Genomic DNA, 15836 nt, shown 5'->3' on the forward strand with positions numbered 1-15836 from the left:
AGAGCGTTGGACGAATACCTCAGGGGGTAGAGCACTGGATGGGCTATGGGGACTCACCGTCTTACTGATCCTAACCAAACTCCGAATACCTGAGAGTACTATCCAGCAGACACACGGCGGGTGCTAACGTCCGTCGTGGAGAGGGAAACAACCCAGACCTCCAGCTAAGGTCCCCAAGTCATGGCTAAGTGGGAAAGGATGTGAGGATCCCAAAACAACCAGGATGTTGGCTTAGAAGCAGCCATCATTTAAAGAAAGCGTAACAGCTCACTGGTCTAAATAAGGGTCTTTGCGCCGAAAATGTAACGGGGCTAAAGCCATGCACCGAAGCTGAGGGCTTGCGTAAGCAAGCGGTAGCGGAGCGTTCTGTACGACTGCGAAGGGAGACCCGTGAGGGCTCTTGGAGTTATCAGAAGTGAGAATGCTGACATGAGTAACGACAAAGCGGGTGAGAGACCCGCTCGCCGAAAGTCCAAGGGTTCCTGCGTAAAGCTAATCTGCGCAGGGTTAGCCGGCCCCTAAGTCGAGGCAGAAATGCGTAGACGATGGGAACCACGTTAATATTCGTGGGCCAGGTGGTAGTGACGAATGCCGTGTGTTGTCCATCCTTATTGGATTGGTTGGGCAGCGAAGGTGTTCCAGGAAATAGCTCCACCGTTATTGACCGTACCCGAAACCGACACAGGTGGACTGGTAGAGTATACCAAGGCGCTTGAGAGAACTATGCTGAAGGAACTCGGCAAAATGCTCCCGTAAGTTCGCGAGAAGGGAGACCCTTGCTTGGGCAACCAGGTGAGGGTGGCACAGACCAGGGGGTGGCGACTGTTTATTAAAAACACAGGGCTCTGCGAAGTTGCAAAACGACGTATAGGGTCTGACGCCTGCCCGGTGCCGGAAGGTTAAAAGGAGCGGTGCAAGCCGCGAATTGAAGCCCCGGTAAACGGCGGCCGTAACTATAACGGTCCTAAGGTAGCGAAATTCCTTGTCGGGTAAGTTCCGACCTGCACGAATGGCGTAACGACTTCCCCGCTGTCTCCAGCATAGACTCAGTGAAATTGAATTCCCCGTGAAGATGCGGGGTTCCTGCGGTCAGACGGAAAGACCCCGTGCACCTTTACTATAGCTTCACACTGGCAATTGTGCCCTCATGTGTAGGATAGGTGGTAGACTATGAAGCCAAGCGCCAGCTTGTGTGGAGTCATCCTTGAAATACCACCCTTGAAGTCATGATTGTCTAACCGCGGCGCAACAACGCCCGGGACAGTGTGTGGTGGGTAGTTTGACTGGGGCGGTCGCCTCCCAAAGAGTAACGGAGGCGCGCGAAGGTAGGCTCAGACCGGTCGGAAATCGGTCGTCGAGTGCAATGGCATAAGCCTGCCTGACTGCGAGACTGACAAGTCGAGCAGAGTCGAAAGACGGTCATAGTGATCCGGTGGTCCCGCGTGGAAGGGCCATCGCTCAACGGATAAAAGGTACGCCGGGGATAACAGGCTGATGACGCCCAAGAGTCCATATCGACGGCGTTGTTTGGCACCTCGATGTCGGCTCATCGCATCCTGGGGCTGGAGCAGGTCCCAAGGGTTTGGCTGTTCGCCAATTAAAGCGGTACGTGAGCTGGGTTTAGAACGTCGTGAGACAGTTCGGTCCCTATCTGCCGTGGGTGTAGGAATATTGAGAGGATCTGTCCCTAGTACGAGAGGACCGGGATGGACATACCTCTGGTGGACCTGTTGTGGCGCCAGCCGCATTGCAGGGTAGCTATGTATGGAACGGATAACCGCTGAAGGCATCTAAGCGGGAAACCAGCCTCAAAACCAGTGTTCCCTTGAGAGCCGTGGAAGACGACCACGTTGATAGGCTGGGTGTGGACGTGCAGCAATGCATGAAGCTTACCAGTACTAATTGCTCGATTGGCTTGATTGCTCTCATTACACCATACACATGTACGAATACGCGATGGTTTGGCGTTAGCTGCGCTGATAATCACTCACTGAACAGTTCCTGATCTACGGATCAGGTTATTGACCAAAATCACATCCCCATTCTTTGCCGGCCTGGTGGCTTGAGCAGGGAGCCTGCACCCGATCCCATCCCGAACTCGGACGTGAAACTCCCTAGCGCCGATGGTACTTTGTCTTAAGGCACGGGAGAGTAGGTCGTTGCCAGGCCTGCAAAGAATGGGGTTATCGTCTCATCACTATTCCTTAAAACCCGCTCTGGTTCGCCAGGGCGGGTTTTTTGTTTGGGCCTGGACGCTTCATGAGCAGTTGGCGTTCTCAACATTCCTGAAGCTACCGGTCACAGTGAATCGCAGTGCGGCCAAAATGGAGAGGGAAGTGCTTCCCATCACGCGCTAACTACCTGCCTTATGGTATCCTCTGATCTGATTGTTGATAGCTGCCCTCTACAGCAGCGCTCGGACAGGTGAGGTTGTCATGCTCCGTTTCATTGCCTCGTTCTTGTTGACTGCCGGTGCGACGATCCTCAGCGCCGTGGCCATGGCGCAGGATGTAGCGGGCAGCGCCGACCATCCGCTTATTGGGCGATTCGACGGCAGCACCATCACGGCCTACGAGGCTTTGGCCTTCGATGAGGTTGCTGTCGCGCTGCAGCCGGAAGAGGTGATGATGGTCGAGGGTGTCGTGACGCGCTTGGCCTACACTTATCCTGAAGGCACGGCTCTGGTTCAGGTGACACGCAATTTCGAGCAGCAGCTAGAAAACGAAGGGTTCTCGGTCAAGCTTTCTTGTTCGCAGGATGAATGCGGCGGGATGAGCTATGAGGTTGAACAATTTGGTAATTCACCCTCTTGGGCGGACCGGTTCAACTATCGCTATGTGATGGGTACCCGGACCGGTGCGGATGGAATCGTCCACGCCACTTTTTTTGGCTCGGTGAACAACGGCATCGTGCGTGCCGTCGTCACCGTGACCGAAGAGGAGGCAATGGCCTTTGAGATGGTGCCGGCCGAAGAGATGCAAAGCGCCATCTCTGAAACGGGACGGGTTGCGCTCTATGGCATTCAGTTCGCGTTAGACGACGCTACAATCCAACCGGAAAGCACACCAACGCTTGATGAGGTTGCCCGGTTTCTTAATGCCAACCAAGACCTGATGATTGTTATCGTTGGCCATACGGACAATCAGGGCACAATGCCGTACAATCTTGATCTATCAGCGCGCCGCGCGCAGGCTGTTCGCGATGCGTTGGTTCAGGACTATGCCATCAGTGCTGACCGGCTAAGCCATGCTGGAGCTGGTTTTCTGGCGCCTGTGGCAAGCAATGCCAGCGAAGATGGCCGTGCGCTCAACCGACGGGTTGAAATCATCGCGCGTTGACGCTGATCAGCGGGCGCTTCCTCCCACTGTACTAATCCCGAAGTCGGGCTCTGCTTGGTGACATTGTCACCGTCACCAGAACGTAACTGTGCAACCTGTTCGGCATTCGTTTCGCTCCCTCAAAAAGGGGCTGCGCGGTCTTTGCTTGTCTGGCGCTGGCTTAAACAAAGCGAGGCGATTGCATCTACCGGGAGGATGATCAATGCTCGACAGACGACAGTTTCTTAGTGCCACCGCCCTTGCCGGTGTTATGGCTGGCGCCAGTGGATTGACTTGGCCATCAGCTGGCATCGCGCAGACTGCGCCAGTGTCGACCAATGCGCGCATTGTTATCATCGGGGCAGGTGCTGCCGGGACAGCTCTTGCCAATCGTTTGACTGGTCGCCTCGACGGCGCCGACATTACCATCATCGACCCGCGACCACGCCATCTCTATCAACCTGGCCTAACTTTGGTGGCAGCAGGTTTGAAGCCAGCCGATTATGTTGTTTCCAGCACAACCGACTGGTTGCCTTCTGGTGTAACATTGATCCCTGAAGCCGTTGCGGCGGTTGATGCTGAAGCGAAGACTGTTGCAACCGAAACCGGCCAAAGGTTTGATTATGATTGGCTGGTGTTGGCGCCTGGTCTGGTGCTTGATCATGATGCCATTGAAGGGTTTTCGCTCGATATGGTGGGCGAGAACGGCATTGGCGCGCTTTATGCCGGGCCTGAGTATGCCGCGCGAACGTGGCAGGCTGCCCAGAGCTTCATTGAAGAGGGAGGTACGGGCATCTTCACTCGACCGGCCACTGAAATGAAGTGTGCCGGCGCGCCACTCAAGCACACCTTCCTTATTGAAGATTTGGCTGAGAGGGCTGGCGATCGTTCGGCGATGAACTTTGTTTATGCTGCGCCTCAGGGTTCGCTGTTTGGCGTGCCTATTGTAGCCGAGAAAGTGCGCATGCTGTTTGGTGAGCGCGATATCGCGCCGGTCCATGGATACACGCTGAAATCGGTGGATGCCGGACGCAAACGCGCCACGTTTGCTACTGCCAGCGGTGACGCCGAAATGGCCTATGACTATCTGCACGTCATCCCGCCGCAACGCGCGCCGGACTTCGTGCTTGAGTCTGATCTTTCATGGGCCGATCGGTGGGTCGGTCAGGGTTGGGTTGAGGTTGACCCGGCAACACTCCAACACCGTCGTTATCCCACCGTCTTTGCTGTCGGTGATGTGGCCGGTGTCCCCAAAGGTAAGACCGCTGCCAGCGTAAAGTGGCAGGTTCCGGTGGTAGAAGACCATTTGGTGGCAGCCATTGAGGGGCGTGATGGAACCGAAGCTTATGATGGTTACACCTCATGCCCTCTGATCACTCGCGTGGGTCGGGCCATGTTGGTTGAGTTCGACTATCACAACAACCTCGTCCCATCGTTCCCTGGCGTCATTGCGCCGTTGGAAGAGCTTTGGATCAGCTGGTTGATGAAGGAAGTGGCGCTGAAAGCCACCTACAATGCCATGCTGCGTGGACGGGCCTAAGGAGGACGGAACGATGAAAGAACTCACTCTCGGCACACTGCTCGCAGTGTTTGAAGAAATTTTTGGCCGCGGTTTGTTTTGGGCCATGGTGGTTGTCGCGGCGCTGGTAACCCTTGCGTATCTGTTTGTGTTAATCCGTGACCGTTCGGTGAGCTGGAAGAAGTTTCTTTTGGCTCAGCTTTCCATGCCAGTTGGCGCCGTTGCTGCCGTGGTGTTCGTGCAAAGTGTGACCGACTCGTCATTCGCTGACCTTGGTGGCCCGGTGGATGTGATTATCCTGCTCGGTATTGCCGTGGTCGGTGCTGTTGGAATGGCAATCTTGGTTTACACGCTGGAAGCGCTAATTGGCAGCCGCCGCACCGCTGACAGCCAGGCAGGGTGATTGTGCTGTAGCACGATTGCAATTCAACACATTCTGCTGGAGATAGAGTGCTGACGTTCATCTGAGTGCCAGCATGCCTCTTTCTATCTTTTTGATCACCCATAATGAGGCTGCCAGGCTTGGTCAGGTACTCAGCGCCGCGAGCGCTTTAAGTGATGACCTTGTGATCGTTGACTCCGGTTCGACCGACGGCACGCTTGAGATCGCCAAACAGCATGGTGCGCGCGTGTTTCATCGCGATTGGACAGGTTATGGTGCGCAGAAGCGTTTCGCTGAAGATCAGTGCCAGAATGATTGGCTTTTGAACCTCGATGCTGATGAGGTCGTGACACCTGCACTGATTGAAGAGATCAACGCGCTTTTCAACTCAGGCGAGCTTCAGCCCGAGGCTTACAAAGTGCATATTCGTAACCTCTACCCCGGGGACACAAAGCCGCGACCTTTTGCGACTGATTACAATGTTGTTCGACTTTATCATCGCTCTGCGGGCCGCTATCGCGATGACCCTGTCTACGACCGTGTGGTGCTGGAGGCTGGTACCTCGGTTCGGCAGCTAGCTGCGCCAATCTATCATCATTCCATCATCAGCTGGTTTCACATGGTTGATAAAGCCAACCGGTTCACCAGCCACGAGATTGGCAAGATCGCGACTAAACCACGCTGGGCGCTCATGATCCGCTTGGTTACCGAGATGCCGCTGCAGTTTCTGCGCAACTATTTCTTGCGCGGTCATTGGTTGGGTGGTTGGAAGGGCTTCGTTTTCGCCCTTAATACCGCTTACTTGCGCACTCTGCGTATCGCTAAAGCGCTTGAGGAAAAAGACATCAAGGGGCGTTAGTGCTCGATTGATAGCCTTGGATGCTGCAAAGCAAAAAAACTGTCACAAATCATGTATTTGCCCCTTGTATTCATTGCGCAAGGCTCGTACATCAGGCGCTCGCACGATGGATCAGGCAGTCATTATGATTGGTCACCGTGCCGTGTCGCGGGGTGGAGCAGCCCGGTAGCTCGTCAGGCTCATAACCTGAAGGTCGCAGGTTCAAATCCTGCCCCCGCAACCATTTCATTCAAAATTATGCAAATAAATCAGCTTCTTAGCTAAACATGTGATGATGCCCAGAATCGGATCTAATTAAGTCAATGACTTAGCCTTGCAGGCTCAAATCACCCGCAACCAACCCAAAACGACATCCTTTTCAGACTGCGATTTCACACCATCATCCGCTGATATTGGATTTCCAAGGTCAGTGATGGCGTATTGCTCCCTAAACTTGCGCGTCGTGTTGGGTGCAGCGATGTCGGCAGTTGGCGGCAAAGCGGCCGTAAGCATCAGCCTGTGTTTCAATGCTGATCTTCATGGGAAAGGAGATCAGCCATGGCTGTCATACTGCAATATGCCGCCCCATATCGCCCTTGGAACAAGGGAAAACTCGTTGGGCAGAAACCGCCACTCAAACCCCGCGAAGTTTGGGCCATTCGGGTCCGGTTTCAGATCGCCAACAAGAAACGCGACCTGGCCCTCTTCAATCTGTCGCTCGACAGCAAGCTACGCGGCTGCGACCTGCTAAGCCTGAAGGTCTCGGACGTTCGGACCGGTGGCGATGTTGGGAGCCGAACCAAGATCATTCAAAAGAAGACTGGCAATCCGGTCCAATTTGAGATCATGGATCAGTCCCGAGATGCGATCCGCGATTGGTGTGAGTTCAAAGGGCTGGAGCAGTATGAATGGCTGTTCCCAAGCCGGAAGGATCGCAACCATCACCTCTCAACATGCCAGTACGCCCGTCTGGTCGACGACTGGGTCCAGTCGATCGGTCTTCGATGCTCAGCGTACGGAACCCACTCCATGCGCCGCACCAAAGCGACGCTGATTTATCGAAAGACCGGTAACCTGCGGGCAGTGCAACTCTTACTCGGTCACACCAAGATTGACAGCACGGTCCGTTATCTTGGCGTCGAGGTCGAAGATGCGTTGGAATTGGCCGAGAGCATTGAGCTGTAGTCTCGCGCCCGTCCATTTGTGGCGGCCAAGCCAACCATAGCTTTAGCCTTGGAAGCTAAGAGGCGGTCCGAACAAATCGATAATCCTGACAAGCAGGCATAAAGGGTGGTCGATAGAACGCGTTGTAGATCTATCGCTACTCGAGTTTCACGTCGGTCCCTAAGCGAGCGGCCAGATCGGCCTGGTACCGGCCATCGGTGCGTAGGACACTCTCCACTTCCAACACCTTTCAGTTGAAGACCACTCGAGAGCTCTCGAGAAGGACGCTCTTGACATTTTCAATCATCATTTCATACGGTGAATAAAACGGGAGGTTCGATTGAACAAGATCGAGCAAGAAAGTCTGCCGAAAAAGGTAGCTGATCGCCTGCAGGCGCAGATCATAGACGATAGGCTGGAAGCTGGCGCTCGGCTGCCCACTGAGCCGGAGCTCATGGAGCAGTATGGCGTGAGCCGCACCGTTGTGCGCGAGGCCGCCGCTTTGCTGGTGAGCCGCGGCCTTGTCGAAGTCCGTCCGCGCCGTGGCATGACCGTTCGCGAGCCGGATGGTACTGGCGTTGCAGAATCCCTGGCCGCGCAGCTGCAAATGAGCCGCGTCTCGCTCCCCCAGCTGCTGGAAGTGCGCTTAACGCTGGAAACGGCGATGGCGCGGATTGCCGCTTCAAACCGAACCGAAGAAGACATTGCGCGCCTTGAGGCCAACGTTGCGGAAATGGCAGCGCCTAATGCTGATCGCAACAACACGATCCACCTGGATATCGCGTTCCACGAGGCCTTGGCGGAAGCCACGCACAACCCTTTTTTCCTGATGGTGAGCCGCCCGATCAATGATCTGCTGCGGGTCCTTTACATCGACAAGGTCGGGTACATGTCGCTGCGCGATACGACCATTGCAGAGCACCGGGCCATCGTTGATGCGATCCGTGCCAGCGACCCCGTCGCGGCCGATCAGGCAACCGTCCAACACCTTTCTCGGGTGGGTGACAGCGTCAAAACGATGATTGCCTCGTCTGGGGGGCTGCACTCGTGAGGGCGCTTCAAGTCACGGGCCCCAAGGCGATCGCGCTGCGCGAGGTCCCCGACCCGGACGTTGGTCCGGACGATGTGCTCATCGCCGTGAAGGCGGTCGGCATATGCGGCACCGATATTGAAATCATCGACGGCCACATGGCCTATTACACCAGCGGCGCGGCGGACTACCCGATCACCATCGGCCACGAGTGGGTCGGAACCGTGGAAGCTATGGGGTCTGAAGTTCACGGGCTGAGCCTTGGCGACCAAGTGGTCGGCGAAGTCAGCATTGGCTGCGGCGTGTGCGAATCGTGCCGGTCAGGCGCCTATCATCGCTGTCCCTATCGTACAGAAACAGGCGTGATGAACCGCAATGGCGGCATGGCCGACAAGGTCGCTCTGCCATCTCGCGCTGTGCATCGGGTCTCCGACCAAGTCTCGCTTGCCAGCGCTGCCTTGGTTGAGCCTACAGCCATTGCCTACAACGGCGTGCGCCTGGCCGGCGTGTCGCCATCCACCAAGGTTGCGATCATCGGCGATGGTCCGATCGGACTGCTGCTCTTGCAGGTCGCTGTTGCGTTTGGCGCGGCCCGGCTCGTGATGATTGGTGCGGACACCCAGCGTCTTGCGCTTGCCAGCAAGTCCGGCGCGGAAGCCGTGATTGACGTGCGGACGGCGGGATGGCGCGCTGCCGTCGATGAAGCCTTCTCCGGGGAAGCCCCGGACATCATCCTGGAAGCAAGCGGCAATCCAGCCGGCGTCGATGCAGCGATTGAAATCGCAACGCCGGGCGCGACGATCGTCTTGCAAGGGTTGTGCGGCGCGCGGCCGGACCAAGGCTTCGATCTTGACCGGATCGTCGTCAACGATCTGACGCTGCGCGGCGCCCTGGGCAGCCCGGGTATCTGGCCCGATGTGATTGACCTTATCGAGCGTGGTCGCATCGACCCATCACTGATCGTCACGCATACACTGCCGCTGTCGGACTATGCCCAAGCTTTTGAGGCCGTGCGCTCGCGTGAGGCGATAAAGGTCATTCTGAGGCCGGACGCATGAGTGCAGGTCTGGTCTGTCGTGATCTCGTCAAAACCTATGGACGCGTGACTGTGGTGCGCGGGGTGGGTTTGACCCTCGCTCCGGGAGAAATCCGTGCCGTCATCGGTGAGAACGGTGCGGGTAAATCCACGCTGATGAAGATGATTGCCGGCATCGTTCCACCAAGCGCTGGGGCTATTACGCTCAACGGCGCACCGCTGACCATGGCTTCGCCGCGCGATGCAACCGACGCTGGCATCGCCATTGTCCATCAAGAGCTTCAGCTCGTCCCCGCGCTGAACCTTGCCGACAATGTCATGCTTGTGCGGCCGCCAGGACTGACGGCACGTCGCGGGTCGCGCGCTGAATACCAATTCGTCCAAACCCTGTTTGATCGCGTCGGTCTTAAGCGCCGCCCCACAGACAAGGCTGCTTCACTCTCAGCTGCTGAAGCGCAGTTGCTGGAAGTTGCCAAAGCGCTGGCCTTGAACGCCCAATTCATCATCTTTGATGAACCGACATCCGCACTCCCCCCAGCGGAAGTTGACCGTCTGCTCTCGTTGATCGAGGGCCTGCGCGAGGACGATATCGGCATCCTCTACATCTCCCATCATCTCACCGAGATCATGCGGATTGCCGACACCATCACCGTGCTGCGCGACGGTCGCGAGGTTGGTAACCTCAAGAAGAGCGAGACGTCACTGGACGAGATGATCCAGCGGATGGTGGATCGCCCTGTCTCGCTCTATGCCAGCGCGTTGAAGCCGCACAGTGATGACGTGGCAATCCGCGTCCGCGACCTTGCGACCGCCTCGGTTCGCGACCTCAGCTTTGATGTCCACCGAGGAGAGATCTTCGGTTTTGCGGGCCTGATAGGCTCAGGCATGCACGATGCGGCGATGGCGCTGGTTGGCGCCGAGCGTGCGATCACTGGAACGGTTGAGATAGAAGGCCGTACGGTGCGGCTGTCCTCACCACATGAGGCGGCACGGGCCGGTATTGTGTTGGTGCCGGAAGAGCGAAAAGAGCAAGCGATTGTTCCCGACCTCAGCGTGCACCAAAATCTGCACGTTGGTCGCCACGATCGCTTTTCGCGCTTTGGACTTGTCGACCTGCGAGCCCTGGCAGCCAAGACCCGTTCGCTCATTCAAGAATTCAACGTGCGGCTAGCATCGCCGCATCAGGCGATCTCGACCCTGTCGGGCGGCAACCAGCAAAAGACAATTGTCTCGCGCTGCGTTCAGTCTGATCCCAAGCTCTTGATTGTAGGCGAGCCTACGCGCGGCGTGGATATCGGCGCCAAAGACGAAATCCATCAGCGGATCATCGATCTGGCCGCCGCCGGAACAACCATCATCGTCGTTTCCTCCGAGCTCGATGAGGTTCTGGCATTGTCGCATCGCGTCGCGGTGTTCTCTGAGCGCCGGATGGTCGGTGTCTTGGACAAGGCCGAGGCAACGCCGACCTGCGTCATGGAACTCGCCACCCCCAAATCTCGTGAGGAGGCGGTCGATGTCGCTGCTTAACGAAACCCAAGTCGACACCGGACGCTCGAGTTCAGGCCTGCGCAAACTCTCCGTTTTGTGGGAAGTGCCTGAGCTTCGCTTGTTGCTGGCCATTCTGATTGGCGTTGCCTGTTTGGCGATGGTCTCCGACGCTTTTTTGACAGGCCGCAACCTTCGCTCCGTCCTCCTTGGTTTTTCCTTTGTTGGGATCGCAGCCATCGGCCAGTTGCTTGTGATCATCACGGGCCGGATCGACTTATCTGGCGGCTCGGTGATGGGCCTGGCTGGCATGGTTTGCGCGCTCACCATGGCCGCCGGAATGAGCATGTGGGTGGCTATGGCAGCCGGCGTTCTTGCTGGGGCCGCCATAGGGCTCTTCAATGGCGTTTTCAGCGTACGCTTTGGCATCACATCGTTCATCGTCACCTTAGGCACGCTGCAAATCGCACGCGGGATCACCGTCGGCTTAACCGAAGGCGACACGGTTACGGGCTTTCCCGATCTCTTCCTCTTCCTCGGATCCGGACGGATTGTGGGCGTGCCCATCCCCGTGATCATTTTGGTGGTGGTCGCAGTGTCCGTCGCGGCCTTCCTGCGTTTTACCGGCGCCGGCCGTGAGCTCTACGCCATCGGCGGCAATGAATCCGCTGCCCGCTTGGCAGGCGTCCCCGTCAAGCGCCTTCAATATCTCGTCTTCATCGCGAGCGGAACGCTTGCCGGTCTCGCGGGCGTGCTTCTGACAGCACGTCTCGGCGCGGCCGTGAGCAATGCCGCCGCAGGATATGAGCTGACGATCATCGCCTCCGTCGTCATTGGCGGCGCGAGCCTTGCGGGCGGCTTCGGCACAGCGTTTGGCGTCGTCTTGGGCGCTTTGCTGATCGCCTTCGTCAACAACGCCCTCGTCCTTCTTACGGTGCCAACCTACTGGCAGCAGACATTTATTGGCGCCGTCATTGTCGCTGCCGCTCTTCTCGATCGCCTGAGGCGATGAGCCAACCAAGAAACCCAAAATGCACTAGGGAGCCCATTATGACCACCAAACCCGGTATGAACCGGCGCGACGTTCTTAAAGGCGGCGTCACACTGACCATCGCAGGCGCAACCGCGACTGTTTTCTTGCCCAGGAAATCGCGCGCGCAAGGCACTGTTTCGCTCGCGTTCGTTCCCAAGGCGCTCAACAACCCAGTTTTTGAGATCACACGCGCTGGAGCGGAAGATCGGGTGGCTGAGTTGGATGGGGTCAGTTTCCGCTGGGTCGGTCCCACGACGACCGATGCTGCCGCCCAGTCGCAGATTATTGATGATCTCGTCGTCCAGGGTGTGGACGGTATCTGCCTATCGGCCAACGACCCGGCCGCACTGATGCCTGCCATCAACCGCGCCACGAGCGAAGGCGTCGCGGTCATCACCTGGGATGCCAACTCGCCTGACAGCCAGCGGCTCACCAATGTTGCCATCGACCAGGAAGAGGCGGGCTTTATGGCCGGCCAACAGATGCTGAGCCGCATTCAATCGGGCAAGGTCGCCATCCTCACAGGCACGCCTGGCGCGCTCAACCTGGAGCAGCGTCGCGATGGATTCCTGCGCGGTATCGAAGGCTCCGACCTTGAAGTGATCGCCACCGATCCGAACTTTGACGATGTCCAGCGTGCCGTTGAAATCGTTGAGCAGCGGATCAACGCAACGCCTAACCTTGCCGGATATTTCTTCGTCGGCATGTGGCCGTTCTTCGCCGATCTGGAAACCATGCCGCAGCTCAAAGAGTTCGTCTCCGGTGGCGGCATCTGCGTGTCCCTTGATGCGCTGAGCGGAGCCATCGCCGCCGTTGAAGAGGGCTATTGCAACATCTTGATCGGCTATTCCTGGTACGGCTTCGGCACGACCGCTGTCGATGTGTTGGTGGATTATGTCCGTAACGGTGTTGAGCCAAACGATCCGCTCTACACGGATCTCTTCATTGTCGATGAATCGAACATCGCTGAATACGCAGCACTTGATCGGGAAACCGAAGGTCGATGGTAGCCGGACTCCCGACGAAGGATGCGTCGGCGCGTGACGTCGCCTGGTCTTACTGGCAGGCGGAAATCGATCGCGACGTGGAGAAGGTGCTCGCGCATTACCACAGCGATGCGGTGTTCGTGCCGAACGGGCGGCAGCTCACCGGCCATGCCGAAATCCGCACGTTCTACGACGAAAGCTGTCGGCTTTACCCGACGCTGGAGGTTGAGATCGTCCGCGAGAGCAGAGGTGGGAACATCGTCGCGTTGGAATGGTCGGCCGCTGTGACGGACCGCAGCAACCTGCGCATACCCTTTGTCGGGGTCAATCTCGTCACCATTGAAGCGGGCCGGTTTCGCGAAGTGCGGGCCTACTTCGACACGTCAGTTCTCCTCCCCTGACGGTTATCGCAGGCGCTCTTATCGGCGCCTGCGATGATGCCTCTTCAGATCAAGCGAAGCTATGACACCGGTACGTTTCTCCGACCATTCATCTGTCCTTGCCGAAGGTCCCATGTGGGATCATCGGACCGACACGCTGTATTGGGTGGATATTGATGCTGGGGCGCTTTGGGCAAAGCGATCAGGCCACCCATCGCGTAAGCTCTATGAAGACGCTGACTACCTCTGCGGTGTTTGGCTCGCGGATAATGGCGGTTTCATCATTGCCGGCGGTGCGGGATTGCATGTCCTGAACGCGGAAGGCGCACCGCTCGCGCACCCGCTTGCGACACCACAGATCGGCGCCAACATGCGCTTAAACGATGGCGGGATCGACCCTCAAGGACGTTTGGTGATTGGCACGATGGGGCGCGAGGAGCCGGACTTCGCCCAGCCGCTTGGCGCCCTGTACCGACTGAGTGCGGATGGTGCGATCGAAACGTTGGTTGAAGGTCTCACGATTTCCAACGGGGTCGGTTGGTCACCGGACGGGCGCACGCTTTATCTAGCCGATACAATCAAAAAGCGCATTCTCATAATCGCCTATGGCACGCTCGACGGGCCTATCGAAGCTGACGGTTGCACCGCGATCGCGCTCGACGGATTGCCCGATGGGCTCTGCGTAAGCGCGGACGGCAGTTTGCTGGTCGCGATGATCACGGCAGGCCAAATCATCCGCCTGTCGCCGACCGGCGAGGTGCTCGAAACCTTACCGCTTCCGGTTAGTTGTCCGACAGCGTGCTGCTTCGGGGGCTCGGACTTCAAAATGCTGTTCATCACGACGTCGACCCACCTTCTGCCGCCGGACCATGATGAAGCCGACGCAGGGTTTGTGCTGTCCTTGATGGATGCTGGGCAAGGACGGCCGGAAACGCCTTTTCGGACCGGGTTGACCTCGTGACTGGCGCCAAGGTCCTCGTGACAGACCCAATCGGGGGCGACACAAGCCTCATCGAACGGTCTCTAGCTGCCCATGGAGCGGAGGTTTTGGTTCCGGCCGCGAAGTCACTTCATGCGCTGCTGCCCGAAGCCGACGCGATGATCGTCAACCTTGCAACAATTGATACGGTTGCTTTGAAGAACGCCCCCCGATGCAGAATCATCGCACGGCTCGGTGTCGGCGTTGACGGCGTCGATGTTCGACAAGCGACAGAGCGGGGCATCTGGGTAACGAATGTGCCACGCTATTGCACGGACGAGGTGGCCGAACACACATTGGCTCTCATCCTCGCTCTTCAACGGCAGCTGCGCCCGGCTCAGCGCGACCTGGAGCGTGGGCTCTGGAACCAGCTTTCCTATCGAAACATCCACAAAGCGAGCGAAACGACATTGGGCATCGTGGGCTTGGGCGAATTAGGCCGCGCGACGGCTGCCAAGGCATTGGCCGTGGGGTTCAAAGTGATCGGGTTCGACCCCGCGCTCGCGTCTGGCACAACAACACATGGCGTGGGCATCGTTCCCCTTGATGATCTGCTTGAAGCATCTGATGTGGTGTCGCTGCACCTGCCGCTGACCGACCACACAAGGCACCTCATGAATGCGCAAAGGCTTTCAGAGATGCGCCGCGGTGCCTTCCTCATCAATGTTTCGCGCGGTGGTATCGTTGACGAGCAGGCTTTGCTCAACGCTCTGCGGGATGGCCATCTGGCTGGCGCCGCGCTGGACGCTTTCGAGACGGAACCGTTGCCCGGCAGCTCGCCCTTACACGGTGCGGACAACCTGATCCTAACGCCACACATCGCCTTTTTGTCGGAAGAATCGCTTGAATCGCTTCAGACGCAGGCGGTTGACGAGGTCATCCGAGTGATGGCGGGAGCCCACCCTTTGAACGCCGTGAACAAGGTAAGCTAGATGAACAGATTTAATGGACATCATGTGGTCGTTACCGGTGCTGCCGCAGGGATTGGACTGGCCGCGACCCTGCGGTTTGCCGACGAAGGCGCCAATGTGCTCGCCATCGACCGTGACCCCCAAGCGCTCCACGCAGCGCTTGGCGAGACATCGCGCGCTGTCACACCAGCAGCTGTGAATGTGACGGATGAGGCTGCCATCGGCGCTGCAATGGCGACCCTTCCGAACGTTGATGTCCTGTTCAATTGTGCCGGTGTGGTGGTCGGCGGAACCCTCCTTGAAACGTCGATGGAGGATTGGGATCGCTCGTTCCTCGTCAATGCAACAGGCAGCTTCTTGATGGCGAAGGCGGTCTTGCCTGCGATGCTCGAACGCGGAGGCGGCGCGATCGTCAACATGGCATCCATTGTCTCTAGCGAGAAAGGTCTGCCCAACCGCTTTGCCTATGGCGCGTCAAAGGCCGCCGTGATCGGCATGACCAAGTCCATCGCGGCTGACTACGTCTCCCAAGGCATCCGTTGCAATGCCATCTGTCCCGGTACGGTCGACACGCCTTCGTTGCATCAACGTTTGCGCGACACGGGCGACTTTGATGCTGCGATGAAAGCGTTTGTGGCGCGCCAGCCGATGGGGCGCCTGGCCACCGCTGACGAGATCGCCGCTCTTGTTCTTTATCTCGCTTCAGACGCTGCAACGTTCATGACCGGACAAGCCGTCGCCATCGACGGCGGCATCTCAATTTAAGGACGAGGCCC

15 protein-coding genes, 1 tRNA gene and 2 rRNA genes (1 of these 18 only partly in view) are annotated in these 15836 nt (G+C 57.7%); 17 read left to right on the forward strand and 1 reads right to left on the reverse strand.

Annotated elements, in window-relative coordinates; genetic code table 11:
* The 7 genes from ABWH92_RS06040 to ABWH92_RS06070 all read left to right on the forward strand — a co-directional run.
* A 23S ribosomal RNA gene (locus tag ABWH92_RS06040) occupies positions 1-1923 on the forward strand; it begins 793 nt to the left of the window's first position.
* 130 nt (positions 1924-2053) lie between these two features.
* Positions 2054-2168 (forward strand): 5S ribosomal RNA (gene rrf / locus ABWH92_RS06045).
* 267 nt (positions 2169-2435) lie between these two features.
* Complete coding sequence (locus tag ABWH92_RS06050; RefSeq protein WP_375573070.1) at positions 2436-3338, forward strand: OmpA family protein; 903 nt, start codon at positions 2436-2438, stop codon at positions 3336-3338.
* 202 nt (positions 3339-3540) lie between these two features.
* On the forward strand, positions 3541-4857 hold the full coding sequence (locus tag ABWH92_RS06055) for an FAD-dependent oxidoreductase (protein WP_375573072.1): 1317 nt from the start codon (positions 3541-3543) through the stop codon (positions 4855-4857).
* A 13-nt stretch (positions 4858-4870) separates the two neighbouring features.
* Positions 4871-5239, forward strand: coding sequence for a DUF5368 domain-containing protein (locus ABWH92_RS06060; protein ID WP_375573073.1), 369 nt, complete (start codon positions 4871-4873; stop codon positions 5237-5239).
* Between the two features lie 73 nt (positions 5240-5312).
* Entirely contained in the window at positions 5313-6077 is a 765-nt protein-coding gene (locus ABWH92_RS06065; protein WP_375573075.1) for a glycosyltransferase family 2 protein, read from the forward strand.
* Positions 6078-6223: 146 nt separating this feature from the next.
* Positions 6224-6300, forward strand: a tRNA-Met gene (locus tag ABWH92_RS06070).
* Between the two features lie 98 nt (positions 6301-6398).
* Here the strand turns inward: ABWH92_RS06070 and ABWH92_RS06075 are convergent.
* Positions 6399-6569, reverse strand: coding sequence for a hypothetical protein (locus ABWH92_RS06075; protein ID WP_375573076.1), 171 nt, complete (start codon positions 6567-6569; stop codon positions 6399-6401).
* Positions 6570-6614: 45 nt separating this feature from the next.
* On the opposite strand from ABWH92_RS06075, the gene ABWH92_RS06080 reads away from it, so the two are divergent.
* The 10 genes from ABWH92_RS06080 to ABWH92_RS06125 all read left to right on the forward strand — a co-directional run bounded on the left by ABWH92_RS06080 (position 6615) and on the right by ABWH92_RS06125 (position 15825).
* Entirely contained in the window at positions 6615-7241 is a 627-nt protein-coding gene (locus tag ABWH92_RS06080; protein WP_375573078.1) for a tyrosine-type recombinase/integrase, read from the forward strand.
* A gap of 319 nt (positions 7242-7560) precedes the next feature.
* A complete protein-coding gene (locus ABWH92_RS06085) occupies positions 7561-8271 on the forward strand; it encodes a FadR/GntR family transcriptional regulator (protein WP_375573080.1) in 711 nt (236 codons plus the stop codon).
* A complete protein-coding gene (locus ABWH92_RS06090) occupies positions 8268-9308 on the forward strand; it encodes a zinc-binding dehydrogenase (RefSeq protein WP_375573081.1) in 1041 nt (346 codons plus the stop codon). Before ABWH92_RS06085 ends, ABWH92_RS06090 begins: the two co-directional genes overlap by 4 nt.
* Positions 9305-10813, forward strand: coding sequence for a sugar ABC transporter ATP-binding protein (locus tag ABWH92_RS06095; protein WP_375573083.1), 1509 nt, complete (start codon positions 9305-9307; stop codon positions 10811-10813). Before ABWH92_RS06090 ends, ABWH92_RS06095 begins: the two co-directional genes overlap by 4 nt.
* The gene (locus tag ABWH92_RS06100) at positions 10800-11783 is read left to right on the forward strand and encodes an ABC transporter permease (RefSeq protein WP_375573084.1); all 984 of its coding nucleotides are present in this window, start codon (positions 10800-10802) and stop codon (positions 11781-11783) included. The genes ABWH92_RS06095 and ABWH92_RS06100 overlap by 14 nt, the downstream gene beginning before the upstream one ends.
* Positions 11784-11821: 38 nt before the next feature.
* Entirely contained in the window at positions 11822-12814 is a 993-nt protein-coding gene (locus tag ABWH92_RS06105) for a substrate-binding domain-containing protein (RefSeq protein ID WP_375573086.1), read from the forward strand.
* Entirely contained in the window at positions 12808-13191 is a 384-nt protein-coding gene (locus tag ABWH92_RS06110; RefSeq protein ID WP_375573087.1) for a nuclear transport factor 2 family protein, read from the forward strand. Before ABWH92_RS06105 ends, ABWH92_RS06110 begins: the two co-directional genes overlap by 7 nt.
* Before the next feature lie 61 nt (positions 13192-13252).
* Positions 13253-14131: an SMP-30/gluconolactonase/LRE family protein gene (locus ABWH92_RS06115; protein ID WP_375573089.1), complete on the forward strand. Its 879-nt coding sequence runs from the start codon at positions 13253-13255 to the stop codon at positions 14129-14131.
* Between the two features lie 17 nt (positions 14132-14148).
* Positions 14149-15081 (forward strand): C-terminal binding protein, encoded by a 933-nt coding sequence (locus tag ABWH92_RS06120; RefSeq protein ID WP_375573091.1) that lies wholly within the window; start codon positions 14149-14151, stop codon positions 15079-15081.
* Positions 15082-15825, forward strand: a complete 744-nt coding sequence (locus ABWH92_RS06125; protein WP_375573093.1) for an SDR family oxidoreductase — start codon at positions 15082-15084, stop codon at positions 15823-15825.
* The last annotated feature ends 11 nt before the right edge of the window (positions 15826-15836 follow it).

Source organism: Ahrensia marina (assembly GCF_042140245.1).
Classification (GTDB): domain Bacteria; phylum Pseudomonadota; class Alphaproteobacteria; order Rhizobiales; family MH13; genus MH13.

What these genes read in the sequence shown, in the direction of transcription:
- ABWH92_RS06080 (WP_375573078.1), top strand. Translation starts at nt 6,615, where the DNA reads ATGGCTGTCATACTGCAATATGCCGCCCCATATCGCCCTTGGAACAAG.
- ABWH92_RS06100 (WP_375573084.1), top strand. Translation starts at nt 10,800, where the DNA reads ATGTCGCTGCTTAACGAAACCCAAGTCGACACCGGACGCTCGAGTTCA.
- ABWH92_RS06105 (WP_375573086.1), top strand. Translation starts at nt 11,822, where the DNA reads ATGACCACCAAACCCGGTATGAACCGGCGCGACGTTCTTAAAGGCGGC.
- ABWH92_RS06125 (WP_375573093.1), top strand. Translation starts at nt 15,082, where the DNA reads ATGAACAGATTTAATGGACATCATGTGGTCGTTACCGGTGCTGCCGCA.
- ABWH92_RS06095 (WP_375573083.1), top strand. Translation starts at nt 9,305, where the DNA reads ATGAGTGCAGGTCTGGTCTGTCGTGATCTCGTCAAAACCTATGGACGC.
- ABWH92_RS06065 (WP_375573075.1), top strand. Translation starts at nt 5,313, where the DNA reads ATGCCTCTTTCTATCTTTTTGATCACCCATAATGAGGCTGCCAGGCTT.
- ABWH92_RS06055 (WP_375573072.1), top strand. Translation starts at nt 3,541, where the DNA reads ATGCTCGACAGACGACAGTTTCTTAGTGCCACCGCCCTTGCCGGTGTT.
- ABWH92_RS06115 (WP_375573089.1), top strand. Translation starts at nt 13,253, where the DNA reads ATGACACCGGTACGTTTCTCCGACCATTCATCTGTCCTTGCCGAAGGT.
- ABWH92_RS06060 (WP_375573073.1), top strand. Translation starts at nt 4,871, where the DNA reads ATGAAAGAACTCACTCTCGGCACACTGCTCGCAGTGTTTGAAGAAATT.
- ABWH92_RS06050 (WP_375573070.1), top strand. Translation starts at nt 2,436, where the DNA reads ATGCTCCGTTTCATTGCCTCGTTCTTGTTGACTGCCGGTGCGACGATC.
- ABWH92_RS06110 (WP_375573087.1), top strand. Translation starts at nt 12,808, where the DNA reads ATGGTAGCCGGACTCCCGACGAAGGATGCGTCGGCGCGTGACGTCGCC.
- ABWH92_RS06075 (WP_375573076.1), bottom strand. Translation starts at nt 6,569, where the DNA reads ATGCTTACGGCCGCTTTGCCGCCAACTGCCGACATCGCTGCACCCAAC.